Origin of the sequence: Ardenticatena maritima, from assembly GCF_001306175.1 — a bacterium.
Taxonomy (GTDB): Bacteria; Chloroflexota; Anaerolineae; order Ardenticatenales; family Ardenticatenaceae; genus Ardenticatena; species Ardenticatena maritima.
Genome location: NZ_LGKN01000003.1, coordinates 856735 through 883031 on the forward strand (window position 1 = coordinate 856735; position 26297 = coordinate 883031).

28 protein-coding genes are annotated in these 26297 nt (G+C 57.5%); 15 read left to right on the top strand and 13 right to left on the bottom strand.

The window, feature by feature from the left end; translation table 11 throughout:
* Window positions 1-4: 4 nt before the first annotated feature.
* Entirely contained in the window at window positions 5-1468 is a 1464-nt protein-coding gene (gene mltG / locus SE16_RS03750; RefSeq protein ID WP_054493223.1) for an endolytic transglycosylase MltG, read from the top strand.
* A gap of 71 nt (window positions 1469-1539) precedes the next feature.
* On the opposite strand, the gene SE16_RS03755 is transcribed toward mltG, so the two are convergent.
* The 5 genes from SE16_RS03755 to sdhC all read right to left on the bottom strand — a co-directional run bounded on the left by SE16_RS03755 (window position 1540) and on the right by sdhC (window position 7265).
* Window positions 1540-3768, bottom strand: a complete 2229-nt coding sequence (locus tag SE16_RS03755) for an IPT/TIG domain-containing protein (RefSeq protein ID WP_054493222.1) — start codon at window positions 3766-3768, stop codon at window positions 1540-1542.
* A 215-nt stretch (window positions 3769-3983) separates the two neighbouring features.
* Window positions 3984-4682 (bottom strand): succinate dehydrogenase iron-sulfur subunit, encoded by a 699-nt coding sequence (locus SE16_RS03760; protein WP_054493235.1) that lies wholly within the window; start codon window positions 4680-4682, stop codon window positions 3984-3986.
* 29 nt (window positions 4683-4711) lie between these two features.
* On the bottom strand, window positions 4712-6442 hold the full coding sequence (gene sdhA, locus SE16_RS03765) for a succinate dehydrogenase flavoprotein subunit (RefSeq protein ID WP_054493221.1): 1731 nt from the start codon (window positions 6440-6442) through the stop codon (window positions 4712-4714).
* Between the two features lie 26 nt (window positions 6443-6468).
* On the bottom strand, window positions 6469-6858 hold the full coding sequence (locus SE16_RS03770) for a succinate dehydrogenase hydrophobic membrane anchor subunit (protein WP_054493220.1): 390 nt from the start codon (window positions 6856-6858) through the stop codon (window positions 6469-6471).
* 11 nt (window positions 6859-6869) lie between these two features.
* Window positions 6870-7265 (bottom strand): succinate dehydrogenase, cytochrome b556 subunit, encoded by a 396-nt coding sequence (gene sdhC / locus SE16_RS03775; protein WP_054493219.1) that lies wholly within the window; start codon window positions 7263-7265, stop codon window positions 6870-6872.
* A 284-nt stretch (window positions 7266-7549) separates the two neighbouring features.
* Here sdhC and SE16_RS03780 point away from each other — a divergent pair, with 284 nt between their 5' ends.
* Complete coding sequence (locus SE16_RS03780) at window positions 7550-8005, top strand: DUF3592 domain-containing protein (RefSeq protein ID WP_054493218.1); 456 nt, start codon at window positions 7550-7552, stop codon at window positions 8003-8005.
* Between the two features lie 66 nt (window positions 8006-8071).
* The gene (locus SE16_RS03785) at window positions 8072-8413 is read left to right on the top strand and encodes a hypothetical protein (RefSeq protein ID WP_054493217.1); all 342 of its coding nucleotides are present in this window, start codon (window positions 8072-8074) and stop codon (window positions 8411-8413) included.
* 2 nt (window positions 8414-8415) lie between these two features.
* Here the strand turns inward: SE16_RS03785 and SE16_RS03790 are convergent, their stop codons facing one another.
* The 6 genes from SE16_RS03790 to hppD form a co-directional block, all read right to left on the bottom strand.
* Complete coding sequence (locus SE16_RS03790; RefSeq protein ID WP_054493216.1) at window positions 8416-9198, bottom strand: mechanosensitive ion channel family protein; 783 nt, start codon at window positions 9196-9198, stop codon at window positions 8416-8418.
* Between the two features lie 27 nt (window positions 9199-9225).
* Window positions 9226-10041, bottom strand: a complete 816-nt coding sequence (locus tag SE16_RS03795) for an undecaprenyl-diphosphate phosphatase (protein ID WP_054493215.1) — start codon at window positions 10039-10041, stop codon at window positions 9226-9228.
* Between the two features lie 228 nt (window positions 10042-10269).
* Window positions 10270-10905, bottom strand: coding sequence for a flavin reductase family protein (locus SE16_RS03800; RefSeq protein ID WP_054493214.1), 636 nt, complete (start codon window positions 10903-10905; stop codon window positions 10270-10272).
* A complete protein-coding gene (locus tag SE16_RS03805) occupies window positions 10905-12071 on the bottom strand; it encodes a homogentisate 1,2-dioxygenase (protein WP_054493213.1) in 1167 nt (388 codons plus the stop codon). The genes SE16_RS03800 and SE16_RS03805 overlap by 1 nt, the downstream gene beginning before the upstream one ends.
* A 16-nt stretch (window positions 12072-12087) precedes the next feature.
* The gene (locus SE16_RS03810) at window positions 12088-13098 is read right to left on the bottom strand and encodes a fumarylacetoacetate hydrolase family protein (protein ID WP_054493212.1); all 1011 of its coding nucleotides are present in this window, start codon (window positions 13096-13098) and stop codon (window positions 12088-12090) included.
* A gap of 131 nt (window positions 13099-13229) precedes the next feature.
* Complete coding sequence (hppD, locus tag SE16_RS03815; RefSeq protein WP_082374280.1) at window positions 13230-14357, bottom strand: 4-hydroxyphenylpyruvate dioxygenase; 1128 nt, start codon at window positions 14355-14357, stop codon at window positions 13230-13232.
* 200 nt (window positions 14358-14557) lie between these two features.
* On the opposite strand from hppD, the gene SE16_RS03820 reads away from it, so the two are divergent.
* From SE16_RS03820 to SE16_RS03835, 4 genes are all read left to right on the top strand, one after another.
* Window positions 14558-15493 carry a UDP-glucuronic acid decarboxylase family protein gene (locus SE16_RS03820; protein ID WP_060687234.1) on the top strand — a complete coding sequence of 312 codons (936 nt, stop codon included), beginning with the start codon at window positions 14558-14560 and terminating at the stop codon, window positions 15491-15493.
* 153 nt (window positions 15494-15646) lie between these two features.
* The gene (locus SE16_RS03825; RefSeq protein WP_054493211.1) at window positions 15647-16360 is read left to right on the top strand and encodes an endonuclease III domain-containing protein; all 714 of its coding nucleotides are present in this window, start codon (window positions 15647-15649) and stop codon (window positions 16358-16360) included.
* Between the two features lie 11 nt (window positions 16361-16371).
* A complete protein-coding gene (locus tag SE16_RS03830) occupies window positions 16372-17043 on the top strand; it encodes an LON peptidase substrate-binding domain-containing protein (protein WP_054493210.1) in 672 nt (223 codons plus the stop codon).
* Between the two features lie 130 nt (window positions 17044-17173).
* Window positions 17174-17683: a ferritin gene (locus SE16_RS03835; protein ID WP_054493209.1), complete on the top strand. Its 510-nt coding sequence runs from the start codon at window positions 17174-17176 to the stop codon at window positions 17681-17683.
* 68 nt (window positions 17684-17751) lie between these two features.
* Here the strand turns inward: SE16_RS03835 and SE16_RS03840 are convergent, their stop codons facing one another.
* The gene (locus tag SE16_RS03840; RefSeq protein WP_082374278.1) at window positions 17752-18903 is read right to left on the bottom strand and encodes an ABC transporter ATP-binding protein; all 1152 of its coding nucleotides are present in this window, start codon (window positions 18901-18903) and stop codon (window positions 17752-17754) included.
* A 74-nt stretch (window positions 18904-18977) separates the two neighbouring features.
* Between SE16_RS03840 and SE16_RS15915 the strand changes: the two genes are divergently transcribed.
* From SE16_RS15915 to SE16_RS03860, 5 genes are all read left to right on the top strand, one after another.
* Complete coding sequence (locus SE16_RS15915; protein ID WP_161804506.1) at window positions 18978-19133, top strand: hypothetical protein; 156 nt, start codon at window positions 18978-18980, stop codon at window positions 19131-19133.
* 29 nt (window positions 19134-19162) lie between these two features.
* Window positions 19163-20455: a hypothetical protein gene (locus SE16_RS03845; protein ID WP_054493208.1), complete on the top strand. Its 1293-nt coding sequence runs from the start codon at window positions 19163-19165 to the stop codon at window positions 20453-20455.
* 293 nt (window positions 20456-20748) lie between these two features.
* Window positions 20749-21810, top strand: coding sequence for a hydroxymethylglutaryl-CoA synthase (locus SE16_RS03850; protein ID WP_054493207.1), 1062 nt, complete (start codon window positions 20749-20751; stop codon window positions 21808-21810).
* Window positions 21811-21825: 15 nt separating this feature from the next.
* Complete coding sequence (locus SE16_RS03855; RefSeq protein ID WP_054493206.1) at window positions 21826-22992, top strand: thiolase domain-containing protein; 1167 nt, start codon at window positions 21826-21828, stop codon at window positions 22990-22992.
* Between the two features lie 13 nt (window positions 22993-23005).
* Entirely contained in the window at window positions 23006-23404 is a 399-nt protein-coding gene (locus SE16_RS03860; RefSeq protein WP_054493205.1) for a Zn-ribbon domain-containing OB-fold protein, read from the top strand.
* Between the two features lie 63 nt (window positions 23405-23467).
* On the opposite strand, the gene SE16_RS03865 is transcribed toward SE16_RS03860, so the two are convergent.
* The gene (locus SE16_RS03865) at window positions 23468-23956 is read right to left on the bottom strand and encodes a hypothetical protein (RefSeq protein ID WP_054493204.1); all 489 of its coding nucleotides are present in this window, start codon (window positions 23954-23956) and stop codon (window positions 23468-23470) included.
* A gap of 165 nt (window positions 23957-24121) precedes the next feature.
* Here SE16_RS03865 and SE16_RS03870 point away from each other — a divergent pair, with 165 nt between their 5' ends.
* From SE16_RS03870 to SE16_RS03880, 3 genes are all read left to right on the top strand, one after another.
* Window positions 24122-24505, top strand: a complete 384-nt coding sequence (locus SE16_RS03870) for a DoxX family protein (protein WP_054493203.1) — start codon at window positions 24122-24124, stop codon at window positions 24503-24505.
* A gap of 60 nt (window positions 24506-24565) precedes the next feature.
* A complete protein-coding gene (locus SE16_RS03875) occupies window positions 24566-25111 on the top strand; it encodes a YceI family protein (protein ID WP_054493202.1) in 546 nt (181 codons plus the stop codon).
* 243 nt (window positions 25112-25354) lie between these two features.
* Window positions 25355-26278 (top strand): sulfite exporter TauE/SafE family protein, encoded by a 924-nt coding sequence (locus tag SE16_RS03880; protein WP_054493201.1) that lies wholly within the window; start codon window positions 25355-25357, stop codon window positions 26276-26278.
* The last annotated feature ends 19 nt before the right edge of the window (window positions 26279-26297 follow it).

Here is a 26297-nt window from a genome sequence, read left to right on the forward strand (position 1 = left end):
ACAGATGAGCCATCAGGAACGCTTGACCGAAATCCAGCAACGCCTGCACGAGATTCAACAGCAACTTGCCGTCCTGGCGAAAGCCGCCGCCGAATTGCGCAATGCTTCATCCAAACAGGAGCGCGCCCACCTGCGCGAAATTGAATCCCAAATCGCCGATCTCCACCGTGAGCGCGCCGCCCTGCAAGATGAAGAACTCGCCTTGCGGCGTGCCGCACGTGGGCGTCGCACACCGCCCACCGCCCCCATGCCGGCGACACCACCATCCACCGCTCCTGCGCCCCAAAAGCGCAAAGTAAGCCGCGCACGTGCCCTCTTGGGAATGGGAATTGTGGTGGCGACTGTTGTCACGCTTGGCATGGTTGTCCTGCTGGTGTTCACCCAGATTCTTGTGCCGCCCCCCAGCACGGTCGAAGGCGTGTTGACCGAGGAAGAACTCGCCGCTGCCGAAAATGAACCCCAATCACTGGAACAACGCCTCACCGGGCTCTATCTGGCGCTCAATCGGGATAAAATCACCCAACCAGCCAGCAACGATGATTCGACCGTGGTCTTCACCATTGAACCGGGGGAAACCGCGCTCACTATCGCCCAACGGCTTGAAGATGAAGGGCTGATCACCGATGCGACATTGTTCCGCCGCCTGCTCGTCTATCGGGGCGCTGACCAAAAATTGGCGGCGGGCACATACCAGTTGCGCCGCAATATGACGATGGATGAACTCATTCAGGCGTTGCAGCAAGGGCGTGTGGAAGAGGTGTTAGTCACCATTCCAGAAGGCTGGCGGCGCGAACAAATCGCGGAACTGCTGGAAGCCAAAGGACTTGTCTCGGCGGGCGAGTATCTGGCGGCGACGGCAAGCGTGGAACCATACCGCGCCACGTTTGACTTTCTGGCCGATGCGCCGCCCGACGCGCCACTGGAAGGCTTCCTCTTTCCGGACACCTACCGTGTTATTCCTGATGAAACAACTGCGCAATCGTTCGTGGAAATGCAGTTGCGCACATTTGGGCAACGGCTTTCGCCCGAATTGCGCGCCGCCATTGCAGAAAAAGGGATGACGATTTACGAAGCGGTGACGCTGGCGAGCATTGTCGAACGTGAAGCCGTGGTGGACGAAGAACGACCGCTGATTGCCAGCGTATTTGAGAACCGCTGGCGCGACGGGACACTGCTCAACGCCGACCCGACGGTGCAATACGCGCTCGGCTATCAGGAAGAGACCCAAACATGGTGGAAGACGCCTCTTTACCTGGATGACCTGGAGATTGATTCTCCCTACAACACCTACAAGTATCCGGGGCTTCCACCAACCCCCATTTGCAATCCGGGGTTGGCGGCACTGCGTGCAGTTGCTACCGCCCCCCAGACGGATTACTACTACTTTGTCGCACGCGGCGACGGCACACATGTGTTTGCCAAAACGCTTGAAGAACATCAGCAGAACGTTGAGCAATACCGCCGCTAATGAGATTTGACCCTCAACAACAGAAGCCCGCGCACATGGCGCGGGCTTTTCGTTTGGCGGTTTAGGGCGTTTTAGCGAAGCACCACCGGCAAGAAGAGCCGCCGCATCACAGCGAATGCATGTTCAAGCATGGCGCTTGCGCCGGAAGGATTGACCACTTTGACTGTGTAGAGCCCACTGGGCAACGGCGCAAAGGTGGCTTTGAGTTGATTGGCGCTCACATAGACCACGTTTGTCGCGGTGATCGGCGTGTTGGCAGCATCCAGCAAGACCACCTGCGCACCAGGCAAGAAGCCGCTCCCGCTCACCGTAAGTGTAGTGGTTACCCCAGGTTCGGCGGCAACAGGCGATACACTCGTAATTGTGAGCGCTTGACTGCTCGACACGAGGTCGGCATTCACTGCCCAGACAGTGCGCGTGAACATGGGGTCTTGCACCACCTGGAACGTGTAATACCCCGCCGTGAATTCAATGCGCAACGTGGTCGTGATCGTGTTGGGCGCATTGGTCTGCCGACGTGTCAATCCGCTGGGGAATTGCAACGCCGCCGAACCTTCTGTGGTGACAAGCGTAAATTCATAGAGCCCATCAACCGGCGCCTGGAACTGCACATGCGAAGCCATGCCATTGCTATCGGCAACGCCGCTAAACATTGATGGAATGGTAGGCACATCCATCACGTCTATCTGATAGGTGATGGGTTGCGTATTCGCCCCATCCGCTTGTACATTCACCAGTTGCAAGCCATCCGTAATGGGGAATGTTTGCCAAACCGTTTCCCCGCCATAAATCGCCTGGCTTTGATAAAGGAGGGTGGTTCCATCGGCGGCATAAACACGCACGTACACTTTATCGCCCATAGCACCGTCAACCGTCATGCGTGCGTTGATCGCTCCACCACTGGGGACATAGAGGGGGATCCATTCTTCACTGAACACATTTCCACTGCCCCCCAGGCTACCGCCGACAGCCATCCAGGGCAAGGTGTCATGCTGTGCGCCGCTGGCGGCAACTGCCACAGACCATTCATTGACCGGTTCGTTCGGGTCTTGCCAGAGTTCGAGCGTGTGCGTCCCCGCCGGCACATAGGCGCGGAACGACGTGAGCGAGTCGGTAATGGTCTTCTGAATGTACATTGTATCCAAGAAGAACTGATACCGTCCCGCCGTGGACGTCAAATCAAAATCGTACAAACCACTTTCGGGGAACGTCAGGCGGATGATGGAATGTCCGTTGTAAGGGCGGGCAGTTGCCCCATACGTGCGTCCGCTCCATGTGTATGCCGTCGAGGGAAGCACATCGACTGTAGCGGTGTAGGTCAACCCGGCGGTGTTTGTCTCCAACGCCTGGACGACCAAGGTGTTCAGCCCACTGTCAAGATGCGTTGTCGCCCAGTTTGTTTCCCCGCCATACACGTCTGTTGATGTGTACACAGGCGTAGCGCCATTGAACAACACAAATTGTAGCGCGTCGCCTGAATGACCTTCCACCTCAAAGCGGATGTTCACATCCGCCCCCTCAGGCACAAAGAGCGGAATGCGTTCCGTGGCAAAATTGCCACTCCCGCCAATCTCATGCCCGCTCTCCATCCACGGAAGCGTGTCAGCACCGCCTGCAAACGAGACGGATACTCGCCAGGTACTCATGGGTTGGGCGGGCTGTTGTTCGATACGGAACGTATGCACGCCCGCTTCCAGATAGTAGACCGTATCACTTGGCGACGGTTCGGCGCCGCTGACCACATGCTTCTGGACATAGGTTTCATCAACAATAAAACGATACGCCCCTTGCGGCGCTTCCAGCGTGAAAGCATAGAGCCCACTTTGCGGCGCATTGACGCGGATTGTGGATTGCACGCCGTCATTCTGCGCGGTGCCTTCCCAAACCGTGACGCCATCCGCGAACGAGGGCAGCACATCCTCCACCCATACGGTGAGCGAGTAATTGAGCGCCCCGGCAGTGGCGTTTTGCAAGAGCACTGTTCCTCCATTGGTGAGTATCAACGACCGCCAAGCCGTTTCACCACTCTGCACCGACCAAGTATCACCACCTGCGACAAGGTCCAGTGCATCGTTGGGGTTTCCACCCCACACCTTCAAACGCAAGTTTGCCGGGGTGCTGATATACGTAGGGAATGTCAACGTCTGACCGGGCTGAATGACACCCGAACTTGCCAGCACCAGGTCACCAGGATTGGCGGCAATGCTGGCGTCGGAAGGCGCCCACAGAGTGACCAGCCATGTGAGCAAAAAACCACCTACCAAGAGGAAAACGAATCGTTGAATGTGGGGGGAACGCATACCTTACTCCTTTCAGGTTGTTTGGGGTGCGCTTGAATATGCATCACAAAGAAGCACAAGAAGACGAACCAGTCTCAGTATAAATCTTTCTTCCTGCTTTTTCAATAAACATTTGTATCATTCAACCCAGACAAAAGTCCTGCTCTCCGGGGGTTGCGCACAAAAAAACACCCCCAACATGTGCTGGGGGTGTTTGGCGTGCCTCGCCGACAGGTTTAGAGGCGGCTGAACAGCAACGCCTTCTTGACTTCGGCAATTGCCTCGGTGATCTTGATTTCACGCGGACAGGCGTTCGTGCAGTTATACACCGTGCGGCAGCGCCAAATGCCATCGGGTTCGTTGAGGATTTCCAGGCGCTGCGCCGCAGCGCGGTCGCGGCTGTCGAAGATAAAGCGGTGCGCTTGCACAATCGCCGCCGGCCCCACATATTCGCCACGCGCCCAGAACGAGGGGCACGACGTGGTACAGCACGCGCACAAAATGCACTTGGTCGTATCGTCAAAGACGGCACGCTCTTCAGGCGATTGGAGACGCTCACGCGGCGGCGGCGGCTCATCGTTGACAAAGTACGGCATGACTGAACGATATTGCGCCATGAAAGGTTCCATGTCCACCACCAAATCCTTGATGACGGGCAAGCCCAAAATGGGTTCGACCGTCACCACGGGCGCCACGTCGCGCAGCAGCACCTTGCACGCCAGGCGGTTGACGCCGTTGATACGCATGGCGTCCGAGCCGCAAATACCATGCCCGCAGGAGCGGCGCAATGTGAGCGTCCCGTCAATGTGCCATTTCACGTAGTGCAAGGCGTCGAGCACACGGTCGGTGGGGTCCATTTCAACGTCGTATTCCCCCCACCACGGTTCTTTGTCCTTTTCGGGGTTGAAGCGCTTGATGCGCAGTTTCACCTTGATGGTCTCAGCCATAGTTCACTCCTCGCAGGCTAGTACACGCGCGGTTTGGGTTCAAACTTCGTAATCGTGACGGGCTTGTAATCGAAGCGATACGAACCATCTTCTTCGCGGTAGATAAGCGTATGCTTCAACCAGTTTTCGTCATCGCGCTCGGGATAATCTTCGCGCGAGTGCGCCCCACGGCTTTCGGTGCGGTTGAGCGCCGAGAGCGCCGTCACTTCCGCCAGGTCGAGCAGGTTGTAGAGTTCGATGGCTTCCAGCAAGTCCTGGTTGAAGCGCTTGCCCTTGTCCTGGATGGAGATGTTGCGTGCGCGTTCTTTCAGTTCTTTCAATTTTTCGACGGCTTCGGTCAGCAGTTCTTCCGTGCGGAAAACCCCCACGTTGTTCATCATCAACTTCTGCATTTCGGCGCGGATGGTCGCCACATTTTCATCCCCGTCGTGCGTACGCACACGCTCCACCAATTCGCGCGTCGGCTCATCAGCGTTGTCGGGAATGGGCTGGAATTCGATTTCGTTGGCAAAGGCGGCGGCGTGGATACCAGCGCGGCGACCGAACACCACCAGGTCGAGGAGCGAGTTGGTGCCCAAACGGTTCGCGCCATGCACCGAGACACACGCCACCTCACCAGCGGCGTAGAGCCCATAGAGCGGCGTGTTGTTGGCATCCACAATCACACGCCCATCCACATCCGTGGGGATGCCACCCATGGCATAGTGCGCCGTCGGTTGCACCGGCATGGGTTGTTCGGCTGGGTCAATGCCCAAGTAGGTGCGGCAGAAGTCGGCGATGTCGGGCAGTTTCTTCTCAATGCGTTCGCGCCCCAGGTGCGTCGCGTCCAGATAGACGTAGTCCTTGCCGTCAATGCCGCGCCCTTCGCGGATTTCCATGTAAATCGCACGTGAAACCACGTCACGCGGGGCAAGGTCTTTGAGCGTGGGCGAATAGCGTTCCATGAAGCGCTCGCCCAGGTTGTTGCGCAGGATACCGCCTTCACCGCGCACCCCTTCGGTGATGAGAATCCCCATCTTCCAGATGCCGGTGGGGTGGAACTGGAAAAATTCCATGTCTTCAAGCGGCACGCCGTGGCGCAGCACAATCGCCGCCCCGTCGCCCGTGAGCGTGAAAGCGTTGCTCGTCACCGACCAGCACTTGCCCCATCCACCAGTCGCCAGGATAACGGCTTTGGCGTGGAAGGTGTGAATTTCGCCGGTGTCAATCTCATAGGCGATCGCACCTTTGCACACGCCATCTTCGATGATGAGGTCAAGCACCTGGAATTCATCAAAGAAGTTGACATTGTGCTTGATGCACTGCTGGTAGAGCGTTTGCAGAATCATGTGGCCGGTGCGGTCGGCGGCGTGGCATGCACGGCGCACAGGGGCTTCACCATAGTTGCGCGTGTGGCCGCCAAAGGGGCGCTGGGCAATCTTCCCTTCGGGTGTGCGGTCGAAGGGCAAGCCCATGTGCTCCAACTCGATGACCACATCAATCGCCTCGCGGCACATAATTTCAATGGCATCCTGGTCGCCCAGGTAGTCAGACCCCTTGACGGTGTCGTAGGCGTGCCATTCCCAATGGTCTTCTTCATGGTTGCCCAATGCGGCGCTGATACCACCTTGGGCAGCGCCTGTGTGCGAACGAGTCGGATACAGTTTGCTCAGCACGGCGGTGTTGGCGGATTTGGAGGCGTACAAAGCCGCCATCAAACCGGCACCGCCGGCACCAATCACGAGCACATCATACTGGAATGTCGACATAGAATTCTCCTCCTAGGCGTTCTCGGTTAGGCCCGGAACGTAAAAATGACATATGAGCCCATCAGCATAAGCGCGAAGTAGAGCAAGTAGAGCAAGATTTTCAGCGTGACGCGGACACCACCGCGGAAGTAATCATCAATGATGTAGCGCATGCCGTTTGTGCCGTGCGTGAACGCAAACACCAGCAAGAACGTATCGTAAATGCGCCAGAGGGGGTTTTCCCAGCGTTCCGCAATCAGGGCAAAATCAATGTTGGCTACCCCCACCACAAAGTGCATGTAGAAGAGGTGCCCCACTGCAATCAGAAGCAGCAGGATACCGCTCACACGCATGAAGAACCAGGCGAACAACTCAAAGTTGCTCGACCGCTCCATGCGCTGTTCGGCCGAACGGACGGAGGTCAGTGCTTCAAACATGGACAGCCTCCTTAGTGGCTCAGAATTTCAATCAGGATGGCAATGGTGGACGGGATGAACACCGCCAGGAAAATGACCGTCTGAATCCAGACGCCCTGGCGCTGATAGCGCCACAACGACGGCCAAAAGTCCATAATGGTGATGCGAATGCCGTTGAACGCGTGGAAGAGCAATCCGAAGAAGAGGAAAATGTGCCCGATACGCGCCCACGGTTGGTGATAGAGGAACACGAGTTCGTTGAAAACGTCTTCGCCGAAACTCATCAAGAAAATATCGAAAATGTGCAACGCGAGGAAAAGGAACACCCCGATACCGGTGAGGCGATGCAAGAGCCAAGCCCACTGGCCTTCACGCCCTCGGTACCGCAGGCCTTCCTTCACTAACAGACGAAGGCCACTTTGTACCATGCGCTTCCTCCTTTGGAGTCTGTTGTGAGCGGATAGAGCAATGCAGCCGCCATTATACGACCATTCTACAAGTGCCACAAGCCACTTTGCCAGAATGCCTTGTTGCTGAGTAATTCACTCAAGAATGTGAAAAAGTGAACAAAGCGGGGGTGCTTTTTGGCATGCCGGTTGTGCTACACCTTGCCCCGCGGGGGCACGAAGGTGTTTTGCGCTCTACTTGCACAAGCGTATGGGCAATGCTACTTTGCATACGTGCTGCTCGTCTATCCAAAGGAGTTCTCTTGATGTTGAGGCGCATCCCGCTGACGAAACCCGTCACCTGGATTGGGCTGATTTTGCTGGTGTTGGGAGCACTACTGCTCCGGCATGGGTGGCGCTGGTACCATGAAACACACAATCGGCTGGCGACCTATGCCCGCACAGAAGGGCAAGTTGTGGCGCTGGTGGCGGAGGTCAAGGATGACGAGGATGGCAACATTGTGTGGCACCCCGTGGTGGAATTTACGACGGCCTCGGGGGAGCGTGTGCAATTTCAGGAGACAAGCGGGTTCGGTTTTCGCGCATTCGCGCCGCACGTGGGGCAAACGGTGGATGTGGTGTACAATCCCGACACCCCCGAAGAGGCCATGCTGGCTTCGTGGCTGACGCTCTGGTTCCCGGTTGTCGGGCTGGGATGCCTGGGCGGCGTGACGTTGTTCTTTGGGCTGGTGCTCTTGCTGGAAGCATGGAGTGCTGAATAGGCAAGCGCGCGCCCTTCTGCTATAACAAACACGCGCACACTTGAAGAAACGACCGAGGCGATGAGGATGTATCAACGACGCAAACGCTTTGCCTGGATGCGCGGTTGCGCTTACTGGACGATTGGGATGACCGTGCCGTTTTATTGCACGGCGATTTTGGTCTTGCAATGGGACGAGTGGTTTTCGCCCTTGCTCTCGCGGCTCATGCCCCGCCTGCTTGAAATTGTGCTGACCCCCGCCGGGCTTATCACCATTGCCATTTTCATGCTCATCCTGCTGACTGAGCCGTTTCACGGCGGCGTTTCCACAAGTGCGCAAGTGGGCATGCAACTCCTCGACCCCGTTGGGTGTCTGGTGGTGCTGTTGCTGCTCACCATTTTGGCGATTGTGCTGATTGCACTTCTTTGAAGTCAGCCTTTCAACGGGACGCCAGCCGCCGCCAATTTACGCTGGATGAACGCCATCAGGCGCGGGCGCACTTCGGCGCCATGCCCATATTCGGCTTTGGCAAGCACCAGCAGTTCGGCGGTTTCGCCCAGCGTCGTTTCCTCGGCAATGACGCGCCACGGTTCCAGAAGCGCCGGAAGCGCCTGGAACGCTTCTTCCGCCGCCGTTTCAAGCACGGTGATGGCTTCTTCCAGATGCTCGCTGGGGATACGCACGCGCACTGAGGCATTGGAAAACTGCCCGCGGCTGAAATTGCGCACGATACGAATTTCGCCATTGGGCACAACGTATTGCTCGCCGAGCCGCCCCCGAATCCAGGTGGTGCGCACATTCACCTGCTCGATGACGCCTTCAATGCCGACAACTTCGACTTTTTCGCCCACGGCAAACGTGTCTTCAAACAAAAAACTGATGCCAGCCATAAAATCGCTGATAATGGGGCGGGCGCTCAACCCAAACGCGGCGCTGAACAAGCCAATCCCCCACACAAGCGTATCGGCGCTGACAAACTGCGCCAGCGATGCAATGGTCGCCGCGACAAACGCCACAAGTGAGATCAGGCTCGCAATCAGTTCTTCCAGCGTATCCAGCCGCTGCGGGCGCGCGTAGGGATGCAAGCGCCGCATACGCGCCACACGCCCAGCCATGCGCCGCGAGAAACGCGCGACAAACCAGGCGAGCGCATAAAACAGCACAATCGCTAGAAATTCATTGCGAGTTATCGTGTTCAGTGTCTCCACCGGCATACACACCCCTCTTTTCAGGCAGAGCGCTCACCCGCCACGCCACAGCGCCAACACAAAGCAGAAAAGCCCAAAGCCCCAACACCAGTAGGCAAACAGGTGCAAAGTCGCGCGCTGCAGATAGCGCATCAGAAACCCGATGCTCACATAGCCGGTGAACGCTGCGGCAAGAAACCCAAGCCCCACAGGGAGCAGGGTGGCACTGTCCACACCGGCGCTGAGCAAGTCAAGCGTTTTTTTCGCCCCAGCGCCAAACACGATGGGCGCCATCAGCAAGAAACTGAAACGCGCCGCCGTTGCGCGGTCCAGCCCACGCAGCAAGCCCGCCGCGATGGTACTGCCGCTACGAGAGATGCCGGGCGTAATTGCCAGGGCTTGCGCGAACCCAATCACCAGCGCATCGGGCACCCCCATGTCGGACAAAGTTTTGCCCGATTGTCGCCAGCGCTCGCTCAACCAGAGCAAGCATCCCGTTCCCATCAGGAAGAGCGCCACCCATTGCGGTTTCCCAAACAGCGCTTCAAATTGGCTTTCCAGCAACAGACCAATCACTGCTGCGGGGAGTGTGCCAACGATGAGCAACCAGCCCAGGCGCGTTTGGTCGCCCCACACCTGGCCGCGTACCAAACCGCTCAAAAAATTGCGCGCAATCTCCCAAAAATCGCGCCAGAAAAAGGAAAGCACCGCCAACAATGTGCCCCAGTGTACAATCGCATCGTAGGTCAAGCCGGGGTCTTCCCAGCCCAACAACCAGGGCACAAGCACCAAATGCCCGCTACTTGAAATGGGGATAAATTCCGTTGCCCCCTGCACGATGCCTAAAATGATGGCTTGCACAAGATCCATACACCTTCTCCGTGTTGTCAGGTTGACATGGGCGGCGGGGAGTATAGCATGCCGCCATCAAGAGGCGAATAGGAGCACGTTCAAGCCGGCACTGATTGCCTTTTGGAGCGGGCGCCTGCAAAAACTAGAAGCCTATACGGCGTGGGTTGAAACACACTACATCTTCGATAGGTATTTTGGGCGCTCGCACCCTGTGTATCGGCGAGCGCCCAACGAGTAAACCGCGGCTCAAGTATGCGAAGGGCGAATGCGTGAAGGGGGACGCGGAACGTGCACAATCTCGCGCACGAGACAGTACTCGCCCCCCGCCAAGCGCCCAACTGGTTTGAGGGCGCGAATGTCAATTTTGTCGCCGTCGAGCAGGAGATCGTCGGCGACATGCACATGCACGACTTCACCAATCACCACACTCCCCGCCCCCGGTTCGTGCCCGACATCGTAGATATGCACCACACGGCACTCAAAGTGAATCGGGCTTTCCGCCACGCGCGGCGGGCGCACCACCACCGACGGCATCGGTGTCAGCCCGGCATAGGCGAATTCGTCCACATCAGGGGGCAACTCCGTCGAAGTGAGGTTCATGGCGTCGAGCAAGTCCTCGGTCACAATGTTCACCACAAATTCGCCCGTTGCGCGCACGTTGCGCAAGGTGTCTTTGGGCGCGCCGTCAGTACTCCGCACGCCGGGGCAAAACAGCACATGCGGCGGGTTGGAGCAAATGGCGTTGAAGAACGAAAAGGGCGCCAGGTTGGGGCGTCCTTCCACATCAACGGTGGAAATCCAGCCGATGGGTCGCGGAACAATAGCGCCCGTCAGGAGTTTGTACATCGAACGCCAGGGAATGTCGTGTGCGTTGCGCTCCATCAGGTCCCGTCTCCTTCCAGCCAGGATGCCCAGTAGTTTTCCTTTTCCAATTCGAGCGCGTCCGCTGTGACCTGCAAGGGGCGGAACGTGTCCACCATGACCGCCAACTCTTCGGTGCTGGTTTTGCCGATACTGGCTTCGGTTGCGCCGGGTTGTGGACCATGCGGCAAGCCAAAGGGGTGCAGTGTAATATCGCACCGCTCAATCCCCTTGCGCGACATGAAGTTGCCCTCGCAGTAGTAAATCACTTCATCGGAATTGACGTTGGAGTGGTTGTAGGGCGCTGGAATCGCCTCAGGGTGGTAGTCGTACAGGCGCGGCACAAACGAGCAGACCACAAAGTTGAAGGCTTCAAAGGTCTGGTGAACAGGCGGCGGCTGGTGAATTTTGCCAGTGATGGGCATGAAATCGTGAATGTTGAAAATCCAGGGGTAGAGATACCCATCCCAGCCCACCACATCAAAGGGATGATGGTCCAGAATGTGGCGCGTGAGACGATTGCGCACCTTGACACGCACCTCAAACTCGCCGCGCTCGGTGAACGTTTCAAGCACTTGCGGCACGCGGAAGTCGCGCTCGCAATAGGGGGCGTGTTCCAGCAATTGCCCATACTTGTTGCGATAGCGTTTCGGCGGTTCGATTTGCGAGGGGGCTTCGATGGTGAAGAAACGCGCTTCGGGCGTGGTCAGTTCCATCATCCAGGTCACGCCGAACGGAATGATAATGTAATCGCCGGGCATAAATTCAAGCCGCCCAAACTGCGACCGCAAAACCCCTTCGCCCTCATGCACAAACCAGACTTCGTATGATTGCGCATTGCGGTAAAAGTAGGTCATGCTCTCCGTTGGGCGGCTCACCCCCAGTTGCACGTCATCGTTGCCCATGAGCACGCGCCGCGACGAAAGCGCATCCCCGCCGGCGGGAATGTCCGCTGTGGCAAACGCACGGTGGCGAAGCGGTCCAAAATCCACGTAGTTGGGCAACGCGGGCCCCAAATCTTCGATATGTTTGACGCGGGGCGGCAAAAAGTAGTGGTACAAGATGGATTGGATTCCCGAAAAGCCTTCCAGCCCCATGACTTCTTCACGATACAAGCCGCCATCAGGCTTGCGGAATTGCACATGCCGCTTCTGCGGGATTTCCCCCAAGCGGTGATAGAAAGGCATCGTTGCCTCCTTTCATTCAGTCGGTTGTTTCATCAGGAGCGGCGACACGGTTGCGCAAGACGCCCAGCCGCTCCACTTCCAGTTCCACGACATCGCCCGGTTCCAGCCAGGGGCCTTGCGCGCGGGTGATTTCCAGCAAGCACCCTGTGCCCACCGTGCCAGAGCCGATGACATCGCCGGGATAGAGCCAGACATCTTCAGACGCGCGCGCAATCATCTCGCCAAACGAATAGTAAATGTCCTTCCAGTTGCCGCGCGAGCGTTCTTCCCCGTTGACCCGCGCCACCATCGTCAAGTCATACACGCCGGGGCGGTCTGTGGCGACATCAGCCAGTTCATCGGGCGTCACAATCCAGGGTCCCAGCGAGGTGGCGAAATCCTTGCCTTTGGCGGGTCCCAGCAAAACGCGCATTTCCTGCATTTGCAAGTCCCGCGCCGACCAATCATTCATGATGGTGAAGCCGAACACGTAGTCCATCGCGTCTTCGGGCGCAATATCGCGTCCCGGCTTGCCGATAATCGCCGCCACTTCGAGTTCGTAGTCCAGCGCACGGCTCCGCTTGGGACGCACAACCGGCGCATCTGGTCCGATGATGGCTTGGTGGTTGGAAAAGTAGAACACGGGAATTTCGTACCACTCCGGGGGAACGTCGCGCCCGCGGTTGGCGTAGGCGGTTTTGACATGCTGCTCGAAGGCGTAGAAATCGCGCAGGCTGGTGGGATTCGGCAAGGGCGGTAACAATTCAACATCGCTCACAGACTGCACCAAGACGCCTTCCTGCGTGGACATATGGCGGCTATCGCTCTGTTCGAGCACATCATCAAGGGCGTCGAACAGTTCATGCCACCGCTCATACCCACGGCGAATGAAATCAAGCATGGTGACGGGCGCCGGGGGGCGCAAATCATACCCAAACGCCCGCGCCCAATCCCAGGCAACGGCAATATCCACAACACGGTCGCCCATCAACAAGCCGGCACGCGAGCGCTTGCCATGCGGAAGGCGGCGATAACTCACAAATTTCATGGCTCACTCCCTCATGTAGTGGTGGTTGACACGAAAAGAGGGCGCGCGGATTGCGCCCTGCACACGTTGGGGATACGCAATCCGCGCATTCTGTCAAACGCAAGCCCTCACATGCCCATGAGCGCCCCGGTTCAGAGGTTGCCGCGCCGCGCCTGTTCCAACTCGATGGCTTCAAACAACGCCTTGAAGTTCCCCTTGCCAAACCCACGGCTGCCACGCCGCTGAATGACTTCGATGAAGAGCGTGGGGCGTTCTTGCAAAGGCTTGGTGAAGATTTGCAACAGGTAGCCCTCATCGTCACGGTCAACCAGAATGCCCAATTCGCGGATGGCGTCCAGCGGCTCGCGGATTTCACCCACGCGCTCAGGCAAAATATCGTAGTACGTATCGGGCACGCGCAAGAATTCAATCCCGTTGCGGCGCAGTTTGCTCACCGTTTCGATAATGTCGTCCGTCAGCATGGCAATGTGCTGAACGCCGGGGGTGTAGTAGTAATCAAGGTATTCTTCAATCTGGCTCTTGCGGCGACCTTCGGCGGGCTCGTTGATGGGCATTTTGATACGCCCGCTCCCATCGCTCATCACTTTGGACATCAGCGCCGAATACTCGGTGCTGATATCTTCATCGTCGAAGTGCAAAATCTGGCGGAAGCCCATCACGCGATGGTAGAAGTCCACCCAGTAGTTCATCTTGCCCAGTTGCACGTTGCCCACAATGTGATCAACCGCCGCCAAACCGGCGTGGTCGGCTTCGTATTCGATGGGCTGATACGTCGGGGCAAAGGGACCTGTGTAATCGGAGCGGTCAACAAAGACGTGCAAGGTGTCGCCGTAGGTGTGAATGGCGGCGGTGCGGTAGGCGCCAAAGTCGTCGTGCTCTTCACGGGGACCCCACGCCGGGCGTGCGCCGCGCTCCGTCGTGACGCGGAAGGCGTGCTCCACGTCGTCCACGCCGAACGCCACCACCTTCACGCCGTCGCCATGCAACAGGTGATGGGCGGCAATTTCACTTGTGGCATGGTATGCAGATGAAACTACAATGCGGATTTTGCGCGATTCGAGGACGTAGGAACAAAATTCGCGGTTGCCGGTTTCCAGCCCGGAATAGGCCACCGGCTTGAACCCAAAGCCTTTCCACCAATAGTACATGGCATGTTTGGCGTTCCCCACCCAAATATGGATGTGGTCAACGCCTTTGAGTTGGAGAAAATCGCCCTCTTCGGTCATCGGGCGCGTTTCGGGGGTTTGTGTTTGCACCATACGCACGCTCCTTTGCATGTTATTTGAGTTGTTCAGTTTGCAGGAAAAGACCAAAACGCACGGGGACGATGCGATATGCATCGTACTGAAAGCGCCTTCCAAAAGCAAGTTTCCTGAACCAGACACCTGCGCTCGAATTTGTCAGCGTGATATGAGGGCGTACAATCTTCCTCCGAACCAAACCAAGGAGGACGAATCACATGCGCGTATTGATTACCGGCGCCGCCGGTTTTCTGGGGTCACATCTTTGCGACCGGTTTCTTGCCGAAGGGCACGAAGTGATTGGCATGGACAATTTTCTTACCGGGCACACCGCCAATATCGCCCACCTCGCAGGCCATGACCGCTTCACCTTCATCAAACATGACGTGACCAACTACATCTTTATTGATGGTCCCCTGGACGCCATTTTGCACTTTGCGTCGCCCGCCAGTCCGGTGGATTACCTGCGCTATCCCATTCAAACGCTGAAAGTCGGCGCCCTGGGCACGCACAAAACGTTGGGGCTGGCGAAAGCCAAAGGCGCGCGTTATCTGCTCGCGTCAACCAGTGAAGTGTACGGCGACCCGCTCGTCCACCCCCAGAGTGAAGACTACTGGGGCAACGTCAATCCGATCGGGCCACGTGGGGTGTACGATGAAGCCAAACGCTTCGCCGAAGCCATGACCATGGCGTATCACCGCTCGCATGGGTTAGATACGCGCATTGTGCGCATTTTCAACACCTACGGTCCACGCATGCGCATCAACGATGGGCGCGTCGTTCCCAACTTTATCTCGCAAGCCTTGCGCGGCGAACCGCTCACCGTCTATGGCGACGGCTCGCAAACGCGCTCTTTCTGCTATGTGGATGACCTCATTGATGGCATTTACCGCCTGCTGATGAGCGATGAAGTCGAACCGGTGAACATCGGCAACCCGCACGAAATGACCATTTTGCAGTTTGCTGAACTCATCAACGAAATGACGGGCAACACCGCCGGCATTCGGTTCGAGCCTTTGCCGGTGGACGACCCCAAAGTGCGCCAGCCGGACATCACCAAAGCGCGCCGTATCCTGGGATGGGAACCGAAAATTTCTTTGGAAGAAGGCTTGCGCCGCACAATTCCCTATTTCCGCGAACGCTTGGGGCTCTGAACGGCGCACCATAGCCGCCAGACCTGTCGAGGCGTCAACTTCGGCAGGTCTGGCGTATTTGGCAATCGCGCGATTTCTGACTACGCTTTTGGGTACGCGAGCCAATCCAACCCATACAGGGGACAGAATCAGGAAAGACGTTTCACGTTACACATGATTTCGGCTTTTGACTACGCGGCACGCACCGAAGCGCTTCGCCGCCTCCTGGAAGAAGAATACGGCATTCCAGCCCCTTCTGAACCGAGCGACCCGCTCGAACATCTCATTCGGGTCATCCTCGCCCAACACGCATCATCACCACAGAAAGAGCAGGCGTTTGCGGCGCTCCGCGCCCGCTTCCCGGACTGGGCAATGCTTGCCGACGCCCCCGAAACCGAGATTGTCGGGGCGATCTGGCACGCCGGGCTGGCGCATCAAAAAGCGCGCCGCCTGCAACGGCTCATCGCCACCTTGCTCGAAGAGCATGGCTCGCTCGACTTGTCACATCTGCGCACCATGCCGCTGGAAGAGGCGCGCGCCTGGCTAGCACGTTTGCCCGGTGTGGGACCACTCACAGCATCGCTCGTGTTGTTGTTCGCTCTGCAACGCCCGGCGCTTCCTATCAACACCGCTATCCACCGCGTGGCGCAACGGGTGGGCATATTGCCGCCAGGTGTCAACGCCGCCCGTGCGCACGACATCCTGCAAGCCTTCATCCCTGCGGAGACTGACACCGTGCGCGCCTTTCACATCAACATGTTGCGGCTCGCCCGTGACTATTGCCGCGCCAGCCGTCCGCAATGCAGCGATTGCCCGGCGCGTATGCTGTGTGTGTATGCTCACGGTGGGGCGCCACAGCCCCTTTCCGAAAACAAGTCGTCCAAGTAGGAGGTTGTCGTATGGCACAGGTTCCCACACTTCCATTCCACCCCAGTGAGACCGTCCTCTTTCCGGGCATGGTTCACGTGACTGAAGTGCCGCCTTCGGCGCGCGCCATCGTGGAGCAATGCTACCGGGAAGAATCGCCGATGGCGGTTGTGTATGCCCGGCACGGGCGCATCCCCCAACGCTGGCCGCGGGTCGGCACAGCCGGCTATGTGACCCAGGTGGAAGAGGTTGACACCGACGTCCTCAAATGCGCCATCATTGGGGGAGAACGCATCTGGGTGGAAGGTGTGCGCGCCCACGGTGAGTACCCGCATGCCTACATCGCGCCATTCCCGCTTGAAGAAACCGAGCACGATATGCTGCACACCCTGACCGCTGACGTGCGTCGCCGCCTGCTCACCTATCTCGGCTTGCTCGAAGCCATCCAGGGCGAGCCGCTCACACGCCAAAACATTCCCGAAGCGCCGCTGGCTGTGGCGTTTTTCACGGCGATTGCCGTCCAACTTCCCGGCAACATCAAGGAATTTTTGCTCGCCATTCCCAGCCTGCGGCAACTTCTTCTCACCGAAATTGAAATGTTGCGGCATGAAATCGCCTTGCTGGAAGAAATGGCTGAACGCTATCGCAAAAACGCCATGCCTGAACTGATTGACACTCCCTTAGGCGCGGTTTCGTTGAATTGACCAGACCGCGCGCTCTTTGAGCAGGCGGGGAGCAATGGCGCTTCTCGCCTTTTTTTCATGCGTTTTTTCATTGCCGAAACCCGACTATCATACATGACGACGCTGTCAACCAACCCCAAAGGAGTTTCCCATGCAAAAAGCCATCCAAGACGCTTTGAACGAGCAAATCAACCGCGAGTTCTACGCCTCGTATCTCTACCTGGCAATGGCGGCGCATTTTGAAGCCCAGAGCCTTGACGGGTTCGCCGGCTGGATGTATGCGCAAAGCGAAGAAGAATACGGACACGCCATGCGCATCCTCAAATACATGCTGGAACGCGGCGCCCAAGTGGAATTGAAAGCCATCGCCGCACCGCCCGAAGAATTTGGCAGCCCGCTCGACATCTTCAAGCAAGCCCTGGCGCACGAACAGCACGTGACGCAAGCCATTCACGCGCTTTACAAACTCGCCGCCGAGCATGAAGACTACCCCACAATGAAACATCTCGACTGGTTTATTGAAGAACAAGTCGAAGAAGAAGACACCGTCGGGCGAATTGTGGACCGCTTGCAAATGGCGGGCGACGACCGCGCCGCCTTGCTCATGCTCGACAGTGAACTCGCCCAACGTTCGGGTGAAGAAGAAAGCGACGAAGCCTAAACCCCGCATTGCGGGTGCATCAAAAAAGCGGAGCCTTTGCGGCTCCGCTTTTTCGCTTTTCAGGTCTTTCAACGCGGCGCGTGCATCTCCACAGGCGGCATCGCCAAGGGCTCTGTCTGGTGCTGCACACGCAGCGCCGGCAACTCGCATTCTTGCGGGCACAAGATAGCACGTTCGCCTTCAAAACAAGTCAGCGTGTGTCCCGCATCCAGCAACACGTCCACGCGCGTCCCCACCGGCATATCCACCGTGTGGTCCTGCTCGCTATGCACGATACGCCCCGACGGAAGTTGCACCGCGTACACATAACAATCGCCATGGAATTGACGTCCCACAATCAAACCGCGCCCTTCGGGTGCAAAGCGCAAACGCACATCGTGCGGGCGAATCATCACTTCCAACGCACGCCCCAACTCGCCCGGCACAGGTTGGCGCACAAACCCAATCTCGGTTTCCAAGCCATCTTGGGTAGAGCGTGCCGGCAAAAAGTCCGCCAGCCCAAGGAAATCAGCCACAAAGCGCGTCGCCGGATGATGGAAGACGTACTCCGGCGTGCCCACTTGCTCCAGGCGTCCGGCGTTCAGCACCGCCACGCGGTCCCCAACAGAGAGCGCCTCTTCCTGGTCATGCGTGACGAAGATGGCGGTGCTTCCCCATTCGCGCAAAATGCGCTTGACCTCGTGGCGCATGTACTGGCGCAAATCGGCATCGAGATTGCTGAACGGTTCATCCAAAAGCACCACAACCGGCTGAGGCGCCAGGGCGCGCGCCAACGCTACACGTTGCTGCTGTCCACCGCTCAACTCGTGAGGATACCGCGAGGCATATTCGCCCAACCCCACCAAGTCCAGCACTTCGCGCACGCGCTGCTCACGTTCAGCACGGGGCAACCGATGCAACCCAAACGCCACGTTGTCCGCGACGCTCATGTGCGGGAAAAGCGCATATTCCTGAAACACAATCCCAATGCCGCGTTGTTCTGGCGGCACCCAACGCCCCGGCCCAGCCACAATACGGTCGCCCACACGGATGATACCAGTGTCCGGTTGCTCAAAGCCCGCAATCAGGCGCAGGGTGGTTGTTTTGCCACAGCCGCTCGGACCAAGCAACGCCAACACCTCACCTTCATAAACATTCAAGGTGAGATTGTTCACAGCGGCTGGTCCTTCTGTATCAAAAGATTTGGAGACCTCGACAAGTTCAACGATGTGATTTCTCATGGGCGCTTGCCTCTTGCTTCAGCTGACAGATTCTGTGAAAAAGCCCACAAAATGGTGTCAAAATCCTATCATAGTTGAGTAGTAATGTCAACAATTGGCGCATCTATTCCTCTCACGCCTTCACGCCGCTTGTGCCCTTCACCAAGCCCATTCCTGCCCAGCACGCCCCGCAAGAGAAGAACCATTTGGAGAAAGAAGCGCTTTTCACCACAATTCCCCCTGATGTGTGAACCAACAAACGAAAACAGAGGTTGACTCTATGCGCCATGTTTGGGCTTTGACGTTCCTTGTTGTTTTGGCATTGGGTACATTGGCATGCCAGGCAACCGCAACCCCAACAACCGAAACACCACTGGAATTGGCGGAAACCACGGGAGAAGCAACGTCAATTCCCCCTACGATTACCCCTGTCCCGACAATAACGCCATCACCGATGAGCCCGCCAACACCGTTGGCGGAAAGCGATACAGAAGTCTATCTGCCGCTGGTCAACACGGAGTCTACGCGCGATGCAACCGGTTCGGAGGCGTATCCAGCCCCGGAACCGACGCCCACGCGCCGCCCCAAACCAACACCGACGCCTGAGCTGCTGACGCTGCGCACCGACTTGCCGGCGCTTTCCTTGCCTGAATGGCCTCGCCCGGTGAACGACAACGGGATGTGTATCCATCTTTCGCGCAACCCGTATCCATCACCAGAAGAAATGGATCGGGATATTGCACGCTTGCAAGCCATGAAAATGCGCTGGGCGCTGGTGTTGTATGCCGACGAGAACATTCTCCACATGGCGGCGCCCAAGTTTGCGGCGGCGGGCATTATCCCCGTCTGGCGCAAGATGCTGCGCCCGTATGAAGCCTATGAAGGCGGCTGGGCACGTGATGTGCAGATTGTTCAGCAATACGGGTTGCCGCCTTACTTCCAGATCTACAACGAGCCAAGCCTCGACCAGGAATGGTATGAACACGGCGGCAAACCGGAGTGGGATGACTTCATCGGCAACCTGATGGATGCAACCGAAGAAGTGTACAACGCCGGCGGCTTCGTCGGGTGGCAATTTATCAACCAGGAATGGCTTGACCGCGCGCTGGACGAACTGGAACGCCGCGGCGGGCAACAAGTGCTGGGGCGCTTCTTCTTTGTCGCCCATTCATACGGCAACAACCATCCCCCCGAGTACGACCTGGATATCCACAGTGTTCTGGGGTGGCGTTTCTTTGCCCAACAGTTTCAAGATCGCTATGGGTTTGTGCCGCCGATTATCGTCGGCGAAGGGGGCTGGCGTATTGGCAACGACCAGGACGCGCACTATCCCCCGATTGATGCCAACATGCACCGCGATTACCATGTAGAGGTGTTTCGCTGGTTCCAAACCGGTGTTCTCAGCAATGGAGAACCACTCCCCGACTACCTGTTTGCGTTCTGCCCGTGGTTGCTGAGCGCCCCCATGGATGATAGCGCCTGGTTTGACAGTTACGCGGGCGATCGTTTGATGACATTCGAGGCGGTCAAGAACATGCCGGCGTTTGTGCGCAAGTTCTCGTGGGAGAAGTAAACCACGGCTCAAGCGTGCAAGAGACTCGGTAAAAGTGGGTTGGCGATGATGCCAACCCACTTTTTCATTGAAAAGAGTGCGCAAAGAGCGCGCATGCTGTTTTCCACTTCGCCCACCCCAAAAAATCCAATAATCCATGTGGGTTATTTGTGAAATATATCACTTCCAAAATCTCTCTATTTTGCCGAAGCGGTAGTTTTTGAAAGCCAAAGTTGGCTATACTTGGTATCAAGTGCAGGTTGCCCGGCCAGGCCGGGCTTTTGTATGCCCTGGCAAGAAGGAGGTTAGAAGAGATGACACGCAAATTGAAGCCCAACCGAGATGTTGGCATTATCGGCTATGGCGCGTATGTGCCACGCTATCGGCTCGCCGCCGAAGCCATCGCCGATGTCTGGCGGGGAGGGCAAAACGCAGTGCTCCCCGTTGAAAGCAAAAGCGTGCCTGGTCCTGATGAGGACACGGCGACAATGGCAATCGAAGCCGCCCAAAATGCTTTACGCCGTGCGGGCATTGCGCCGGAGTTGATTCGCGCGGTCTGGGTTGGCTCCGAATCGCACCCCTATGCGGTGAAGCCCACCAGTACCATTGTGGCGCAGGCACTGGGCATTGCGCCGTACACCAACGCCGCCGACTTTGAGTTTGCTTGTAAAGCCGGCACCGAAGCCATGCAAGCCGCTATCGGTTTTGTCGGGAGCGGTATGGCCGACTATGCCATGGCTATCGGGATGGACACCGCGCAAGGTCGCCCTGGTGATGCACTCGAATACACGGCGGCCGCCGGCGGCGCGGCGTACATTTTCGGCCCCGCCGAAGAAGCCATCGCGGTGCTGGAAGGCTCTATCAGTTATGTCACCGACACACCGGACTTCTTCCGCCGCGCCTACCAGAAGTACCCTGAGCATGGCAACCGCTTCACAGGCGAACCGGCCTACTTCCACCACGTGTTGAACGCCGCGCAGGCGCTGATGGATGAACTGGGGCTCAAACCGGAAGACTTTGCAGCCGCTGTCTTCCACCAGCCCAACAGCAAATTCCCCCAACGCGCCGCCAAAAAACTGGGCTTCACTCGTGAACAAATTCGCGCCGGCTTGTTGGCGCCCGTCATCGGCAACACCTACGCGGGCGCTTCGCCGCTGGGCTTCACCGCCGCCCTGGACGAAGCCAAGCCCGGCGACCGCCTGCTCATTGTCAGTTTTGGTTCCGGTGCGGGAAGCGACGCCATGAGTTTCATCGTCACCGAGCGCATTGAAGAGGTGCGCGACCGTGCGCCACGTACACGCACCTATATCGAACGCCGCCAGCCTGTTGACTACGCAACCTACATGCGCTGGCGCAAAAAAGTGAAGGTGTACTAGGGAGGGAGGAGCATCATGCGTGATGTAGCGATTGTCGGTATTGGACAAACCCCCGTGCGCGAGCATTGGGACAAAGGCGTGCGCGACCTGGCCGTTGAAGCCGTGCTTGACGCCATGGCGGACGCGCACATTGAACGCGCCGACGCGCTTTACGTAGGCAACATGCTGAGCGGCAAGTTGAGCGGGCAAGAACATTTGGGGGCGCTCATCGCCGATTACGCCGGTTTGGAAGGGATCGAAGCCGTCAAGGTGGAAGCCGCGTGCGGTTCAGCCGCCGCCACATTGCGCCAAGCGGTGCTGGCGGTGCAATCAGGGGCGGTGAACATCGCCATCGCCGTCGGCGTCGAAAAACTGACCGAAATGACCAGCGGCTGCACCACCAACGCACTCGCTATGGCTTCCGACGGCGACTACGAGGCTGAAATGGGGCTTTCGTTCGTGGCCATCAATGCGCTGCTCATGCAACGCTACATGTATGAATACGGCGTGGACAAAGACGATTTTGCCGCCTTCACCATCAACGCCCACGCCAATGCGGCACACAACCCCAACGCCATGTTCCGCAACCGTATCACCCGTGAGCAGTACGCCAACGCGAAGATGATTGCCAGCCCCATCAATCTGCTCGATTCCAGCCCGATTGCTGACGGGGCGGCCGCCGTGGTCATCATGCCGGCTGACATGGCGTTTGATTTTAGCGACAAGCCTCTCCGCGTGGCGGCGTGTGAAGTGGCAACGGATACGATTGCTCTCGACAACCGCGCCAATCCGCTCTGGCTGCGTGGGGTGGAATGCAGCGCGCGCAAAGCCTACCGCAAAGCCGGCATCACACCCGAACAAGTGCGGGTTTTTGAAGTGCATGACGCGTTTAGCATCATGGCGGCGCTCTCGCTGGAAGCCAGCGGCTTTGCCGAACCCGGCACCGCTGTGCGGCTGGCGAACGAGGGTGAAATCACCCGCGAGGGGCGTATTCCCATCGCCACATTTGGCGGTTTGAAAGGGCGTGGGCATCCGGTCGGCGCCACCGGTATCTATCAAGTGGTGGAAGCCGCCCTGCAACTGCGCGGCGAAGCCCCCGAAGCGCTGCAAGTAGACGACGTCGAATATGCCATGGCGCAAAACATCGGCGGCAGTGGCGCCACAGTGGTGACAACGATTTTGGAACGCCTGGAACGCAAGTAAAAGGAGGACGGAGATGGATATTCCGCGCCATTGGCGATTACGCAACCAACGGTACAAACTCGAAGGAAGCCGCTGCGCCCGCTGTGGGACGCTGGCATTCCCCCCGCGCCCCGTTTGCCGCGCATGCCGCAGCCGCGACATGGAACCCTACACGTTCTCGGGGCGCGGTACGGTGTACAGTTATTCGGTGGTCTATCAATCACCCGAAGGGTTTGAGGATTACGTGCCCTATGTGGTGGCGCTGATTGATTTGGAAGAAGGTGTGCGCATCACCGCACAGTTGACCGACGTCAATCCGGATGAAGTGTACATTGGCATGCCGGTTGAAATGGTCGTGCGCAAAATTCGGGAAGACGGTGAACGCGGCCTGATTGTGTACGGCTACAAGTTCCGCCCCCCGCTGAGCGCCTGAGCCACGCGCCGGGAAGTGAAAACGGGACGCCACACGAGGCGTCCCGTTTTTGGTTTGGCGTGCTCAATACGCTTCCGAAGGTTTCTTCTGCATGGCGCTCTCAGCCGCTTCAAGTACCGCCAGCCGCGTGTAGGGCGAAAGGCGTTCGAGCACCCCCTCAGCCAGATGTGGCTCGTGCAATACCCATGCGTTGACGATCAAATCCGCCAGTGCGTCCACAATCAACGGATATTCACCGTTGAGACTTTCGCGGCTCACCTCAGCCAGCAAACGCCCAATTTCATTGATGGTCGTCCGCAAACGGTGATAAGGGTCGAAAATGCGGAGTTGCTGATACGTCGGCAACACTTCTTCTAACAAAACACGGTACAACCGCGCCACCTGCTCACGCGAAACGCCCGGTGTCAGGGCGAGCACCAAAAACGGGCGAATAGCGTCGGCGAGCATTGTGCCCGCCCCCATGCCGTACGTCACTCCATAAATCGCGTTGTCCACCAGTTCACGCAAAGCAGGTTCCGAAAGCGTGTGCCAATTGCGCAGTGTTGGCGTCATAAGCGTCCTTGTCCCAACTCAAAATCAGCACATATGGTATGCCGTCCCTTGCATGCGGCAAATAGAGGACACCAAACAGGACATCAAAAAGGACACCCCCAAGGACGTGAAGGTGTATGCTGTGAAATGGAAAAACAAACCAAGTACGAAAGGAGGTGAGGCGGTATGAAGTGGCAACGTTATCTGCGCTATGGCGCGATGGGTCTTATCACACTGATGTTCCTGATGGCGGGTATCACCAAACTGATTGGGCATGAATCGCAGGTGCAAATTTTTGAAGCCGCCGGGTATCCGCTCTGGTTCATGTACCTGATTGGCGTGGCTGAATTGGCGGCGGCGATTGGGCTGTGGATTGCACGCACGCGTGTGTACGCCGCTGCGCTGACTGGTCTTATCATGCTTGGGGCAGCCGCTACCAACGTGATGATCGGCGCTTATGCAAACATTATCGTTAACATCGTGCTCTTGCTCGCGGCGGCCTACATCATCTGGCTTGAGCGTAATGGAGCGGTTCAACACACGCAACAAACCGGTGGTGCGGCGGCCTGAAACCGCCGCATTCATTTTCCATCCATCAACCATCAAATTTTTTCTACACGGAGGTGACTTATGGGCTGGATCGTTGACAAGACACATTCGCACATTGAATTTGCTGTGCGCCACATGATGATTGCCAAGGTGCGCGGTTCGTTCAAAGACTACGATGTGCGGCTGGACCTGAACGAGCAAAACCCCGAACAATCGTATGCCGAGGCGCACATCCGCGTGGCCAGCATTGATACCGGCGTGGAAGATCGCGACAATCACTTGCGCTCGCCGGACTTCTTCGACGCCGAAAAGTATCCTGAAATCGTCTTCAAATCGAAGCGCATTGAGCGCGTAGATGACACGCATTACCGCGTCATCGGCGACCTCACCATCAAAGATACAACGCGCGAAGTGACGCTCGATGTGGAAGTGGCTGGTCCGTACAAAGACCCGTGGGGCAATGAACGCCTGGGCTTTGTCGCCACAACCAAAATCAACCGCAAGGACTTTGGGTTGAACTGGAACGTGGCGCTGGAAACAGGCGGTTGGCTGGTCGGCGAAACAGTGGAAATCGAGATTGCGTTGGAAGCCATCAAGCAGCCGGAAGAAGCCCCGGCAAGCGCATAAATCGCATATCCGCTTCACATGCGCGGCAAGAACCCCGGTTTTTGCCGCGCTTTTTTGTTTTGCTCCCAGTATGAGCGTTTTGACCGATGTACGAATCGGCGAAAGCGCCTATTCGTGACTTGCTTAAAATCAATCCAAAACACTGTTTTTTTTCGCACCCCTTGACTTTCAACATCCTCGCCGCATATACTTTGAACACGTGCGCACATTTCCCACACAACCCTCAACGAAGGATGATCCGTTATGTCTGCAACCGCTACAACTATTCCTGTTCGTACACGTCTTTCACAAAGCGCAGCCACATACCGCTTTGAACTCATCGCCTTGAGCGGCATTGCCTTGCTCATCATTGCGTTTCTTGCGCAAGGGCGCGTCAGCCCTGCCGAACTGGCCAGCGTCTGGTTCATGCCCTTTCTGGGCATTGTCGCCGCCACAGTCGCCATGTCCACCCCCGCGGGGGGCGGCATCGTCTTCTTCCCAACGCTTGTCCTGCTTGGCGTGGCGCCCGTCAACGCCGTTGCCTTTTCAGTCGCAACCCAAACATTTGGGATGGGTATTTTTGGCACCTTCAACTGGTCGCGCAAGGCCCCCGAAGCCATTCTGAAGCCTGCTGTGGTATTGGTCACGCTTGGCGGGTGGGTAGGGGTTCTGCTGGCGCTCTTCGTCTTCCCGCTCACGTCGGCGCGTGCTGTGCGGTTGCTTTTCAGCACATTCGGGCTTTGCTTGGCGCTCTACATTGTTTGGAGCGCCCGCAAAGACCTGCACGTCAACCAAATACCGTTTCGCCTGCGCGGCTGGATGATACCCACGCTCTTCCTCGTGGGCATCATTGGCGGAATGCTCACCGGCTACATCGGTGTGGGGATTGACGTGTTGATTTTCGTAGCGCTGACCTGGCTCTACCGCACACATGTTCAACATGCCACCGTCACCAGCATTGTCACGATGGGCGTCACTTCGGCGCTTCCCTTCATCTTTGCGCTTTTCTTCCTCGATACACTCCCGCTCAACCTCTGGTTGATGGTTCTTCCCGGCGTCCTGTTGGGCGCGCGTCTTGGACCATGGCTCAACACACGCCTGGGGAGTGAGCGCGTCATGCTCTTTTTCAGCCTACTTCTGATTTTGGAATTCTGTATGACCTTTACCAAGTTGGTGCTTTTGTATTGACCTGAACAACCACACCCAA

Excerpts from the sequence above, each read along its gene's own strand:
- mltG (WP_054493223.1), top strand. The coding sequence starts at position 5 with ATGAGCCATCAGGAACGCTTGACCGAAATCCAGCAACGCCTGCACGAG.
- SE16_RS03755 (WP_054493222.1), bottom strand. The coding sequence starts at position 3,768 with ATGCGTTCCCCCCACATTCAACGATTCGTTTTCCTCTTGGTAGGTGGT.
- sdhA (WP_054493221.1), bottom strand. The coding sequence starts at position 6,442 with ATGTCGACATTCCAGTATGATGTGCTCGTGATTGGTGCCGGCGGTGCC.
- SE16_RS03770 (WP_054493220.1), bottom strand. The coding sequence starts at position 6,858 with ATGTTTGAAGCACTGACCTCCGTCCGTTCGGCCGAACAGCGCATGGAG.
- sdhC (WP_054493219.1), bottom strand. The coding sequence starts at position 7,265 with ATGGTACAAAGTGGCCTTCGTCTGTTAGTGAAGGAAGGCCTGCGGTAC.
- SE16_RS03780 (WP_054493218.1), top strand. The coding sequence starts at position 7,550 with ATGTTGAGGCGCATCCCGCTGACGAAACCCGTCACCTGGATTGGGCTG.
- SE16_RS03785 (WP_054493217.1), top strand. The coding sequence starts at position 8,072 with ATGTATCAACGACGCAAACGCTTTGCCTGGATGCGCGGTTGCGCTTAC.
- SE16_RS03790 (WP_054493216.1), bottom strand. The coding sequence starts at position 9,198 with ATGCCGGTGGAGACACTGAACACGATAACTCGCAATGAATTTCTAGCG.
- SE16_RS03795 (WP_054493215.1), bottom strand. The coding sequence starts at position 10,041 with ATGGATCTTGTGCAAGCCATCATTTTAGGCATCGTGCAGGGGGCAACG.
- SE16_RS03800 (WP_054493214.1), bottom strand. The coding sequence starts at position 10,905 with ATGGAGCGCAACGCACACGACATTCCCTGGCGTTCGATGTACAAACTC.
- SE16_RS03805 (WP_054493213.1), bottom strand. The coding sequence starts at position 12,071 with ATGCCTTTCTATCACCGCTTGGGGGAAATCCCGCAGAAGCGGCATGTG.
- SE16_RS03810 (WP_054493212.1), bottom strand. The coding sequence starts at position 13,098 with ATGAAATTTGTGAGTTATCGCCGCCTTCCGCATGGCAAGCGCTCGCGT.
- hppD (WP_082374280.1), bottom strand. The coding sequence starts at position 14,357 with ATGGTGCAAACACAAACCCCCGAAACGCGCCCGATGACCGAAGAGGGC.
- SE16_RS03820 (WP_060687234.1), top strand. The coding sequence starts at position 14,558 with ATGCGCGTATTGATTACCGGCGCCGCCGGTTTTCTGGGGTCACATCTT.
- SE16_RS03825 (WP_054493211.1), top strand. The coding sequence starts at position 15,647 with ATGATTTCGGCTTTTGACTACGCGGCACGCACCGAAGCGCTTCGCCGC.
- SE16_RS03830 (WP_054493210.1), top strand. The coding sequence starts at position 16,372 with ATGGCACAGGTTCCCACACTTCCATTCCACCCCAGTGAGACCGTCCTC.
- SE16_RS03835 (WP_054493209.1), top strand. The coding sequence starts at position 17,174 with ATGCAAAAAGCCATCCAAGACGCTTTGAACGAGCAAATCAACCGCGAG.
- SE16_RS03840 (WP_082374278.1), bottom strand. The coding sequence starts at position 18,903 with ATGAGAAATCACATCGTTGAACTTGTCGAGGTCTCCAAATCTTTTGAT.
- SE16_RS03845 (WP_054493208.1), top strand. The coding sequence starts at position 19,163 with ATGCGCCATGTTTGGGCTTTGACGTTCCTTGTTGTTTTGGCATTGGGT.
- SE16_RS03850 (WP_054493207.1), top strand. The coding sequence starts at position 20,749 with ATGACACGCAAATTGAAGCCCAACCGAGATGTTGGCATTATCGGCTAT.
- SE16_RS03855 (WP_054493206.1), top strand. The coding sequence starts at position 21,826 with ATGCGTGATGTAGCGATTGTCGGTATTGGACAAACCCCCGTGCGCGAG.
- SE16_RS03860 (WP_054493205.1), top strand. The coding sequence starts at position 23,006 with ATGGATATTCCGCGCCATTGGCGATTACGCAACCAACGGTACAAACTC.
- SE16_RS03865 (WP_054493204.1), bottom strand. The coding sequence starts at position 23,956 with ATGACGCCAACACTGCGCAATTGGCACACGCTTTCGGAACCTGCTTTG.
- SE16_RS03870 (WP_054493203.1), top strand. The coding sequence starts at position 24,122 with ATGAAGTGGCAACGTTATCTGCGCTATGGCGCGATGGGTCTTATCACA.
- SE16_RS03875 (WP_054493202.1), top strand. The coding sequence starts at position 24,566 with ATGGGCTGGATCGTTGACAAGACACATTCGCACATTGAATTTGCTGTG.
- SE16_RS03880 (WP_054493201.1), top strand. The coding sequence starts at position 25,355 with ATGTCTGCAACCGCTACAACTATTCCTGTTCGTACACGTCTTTCACAA.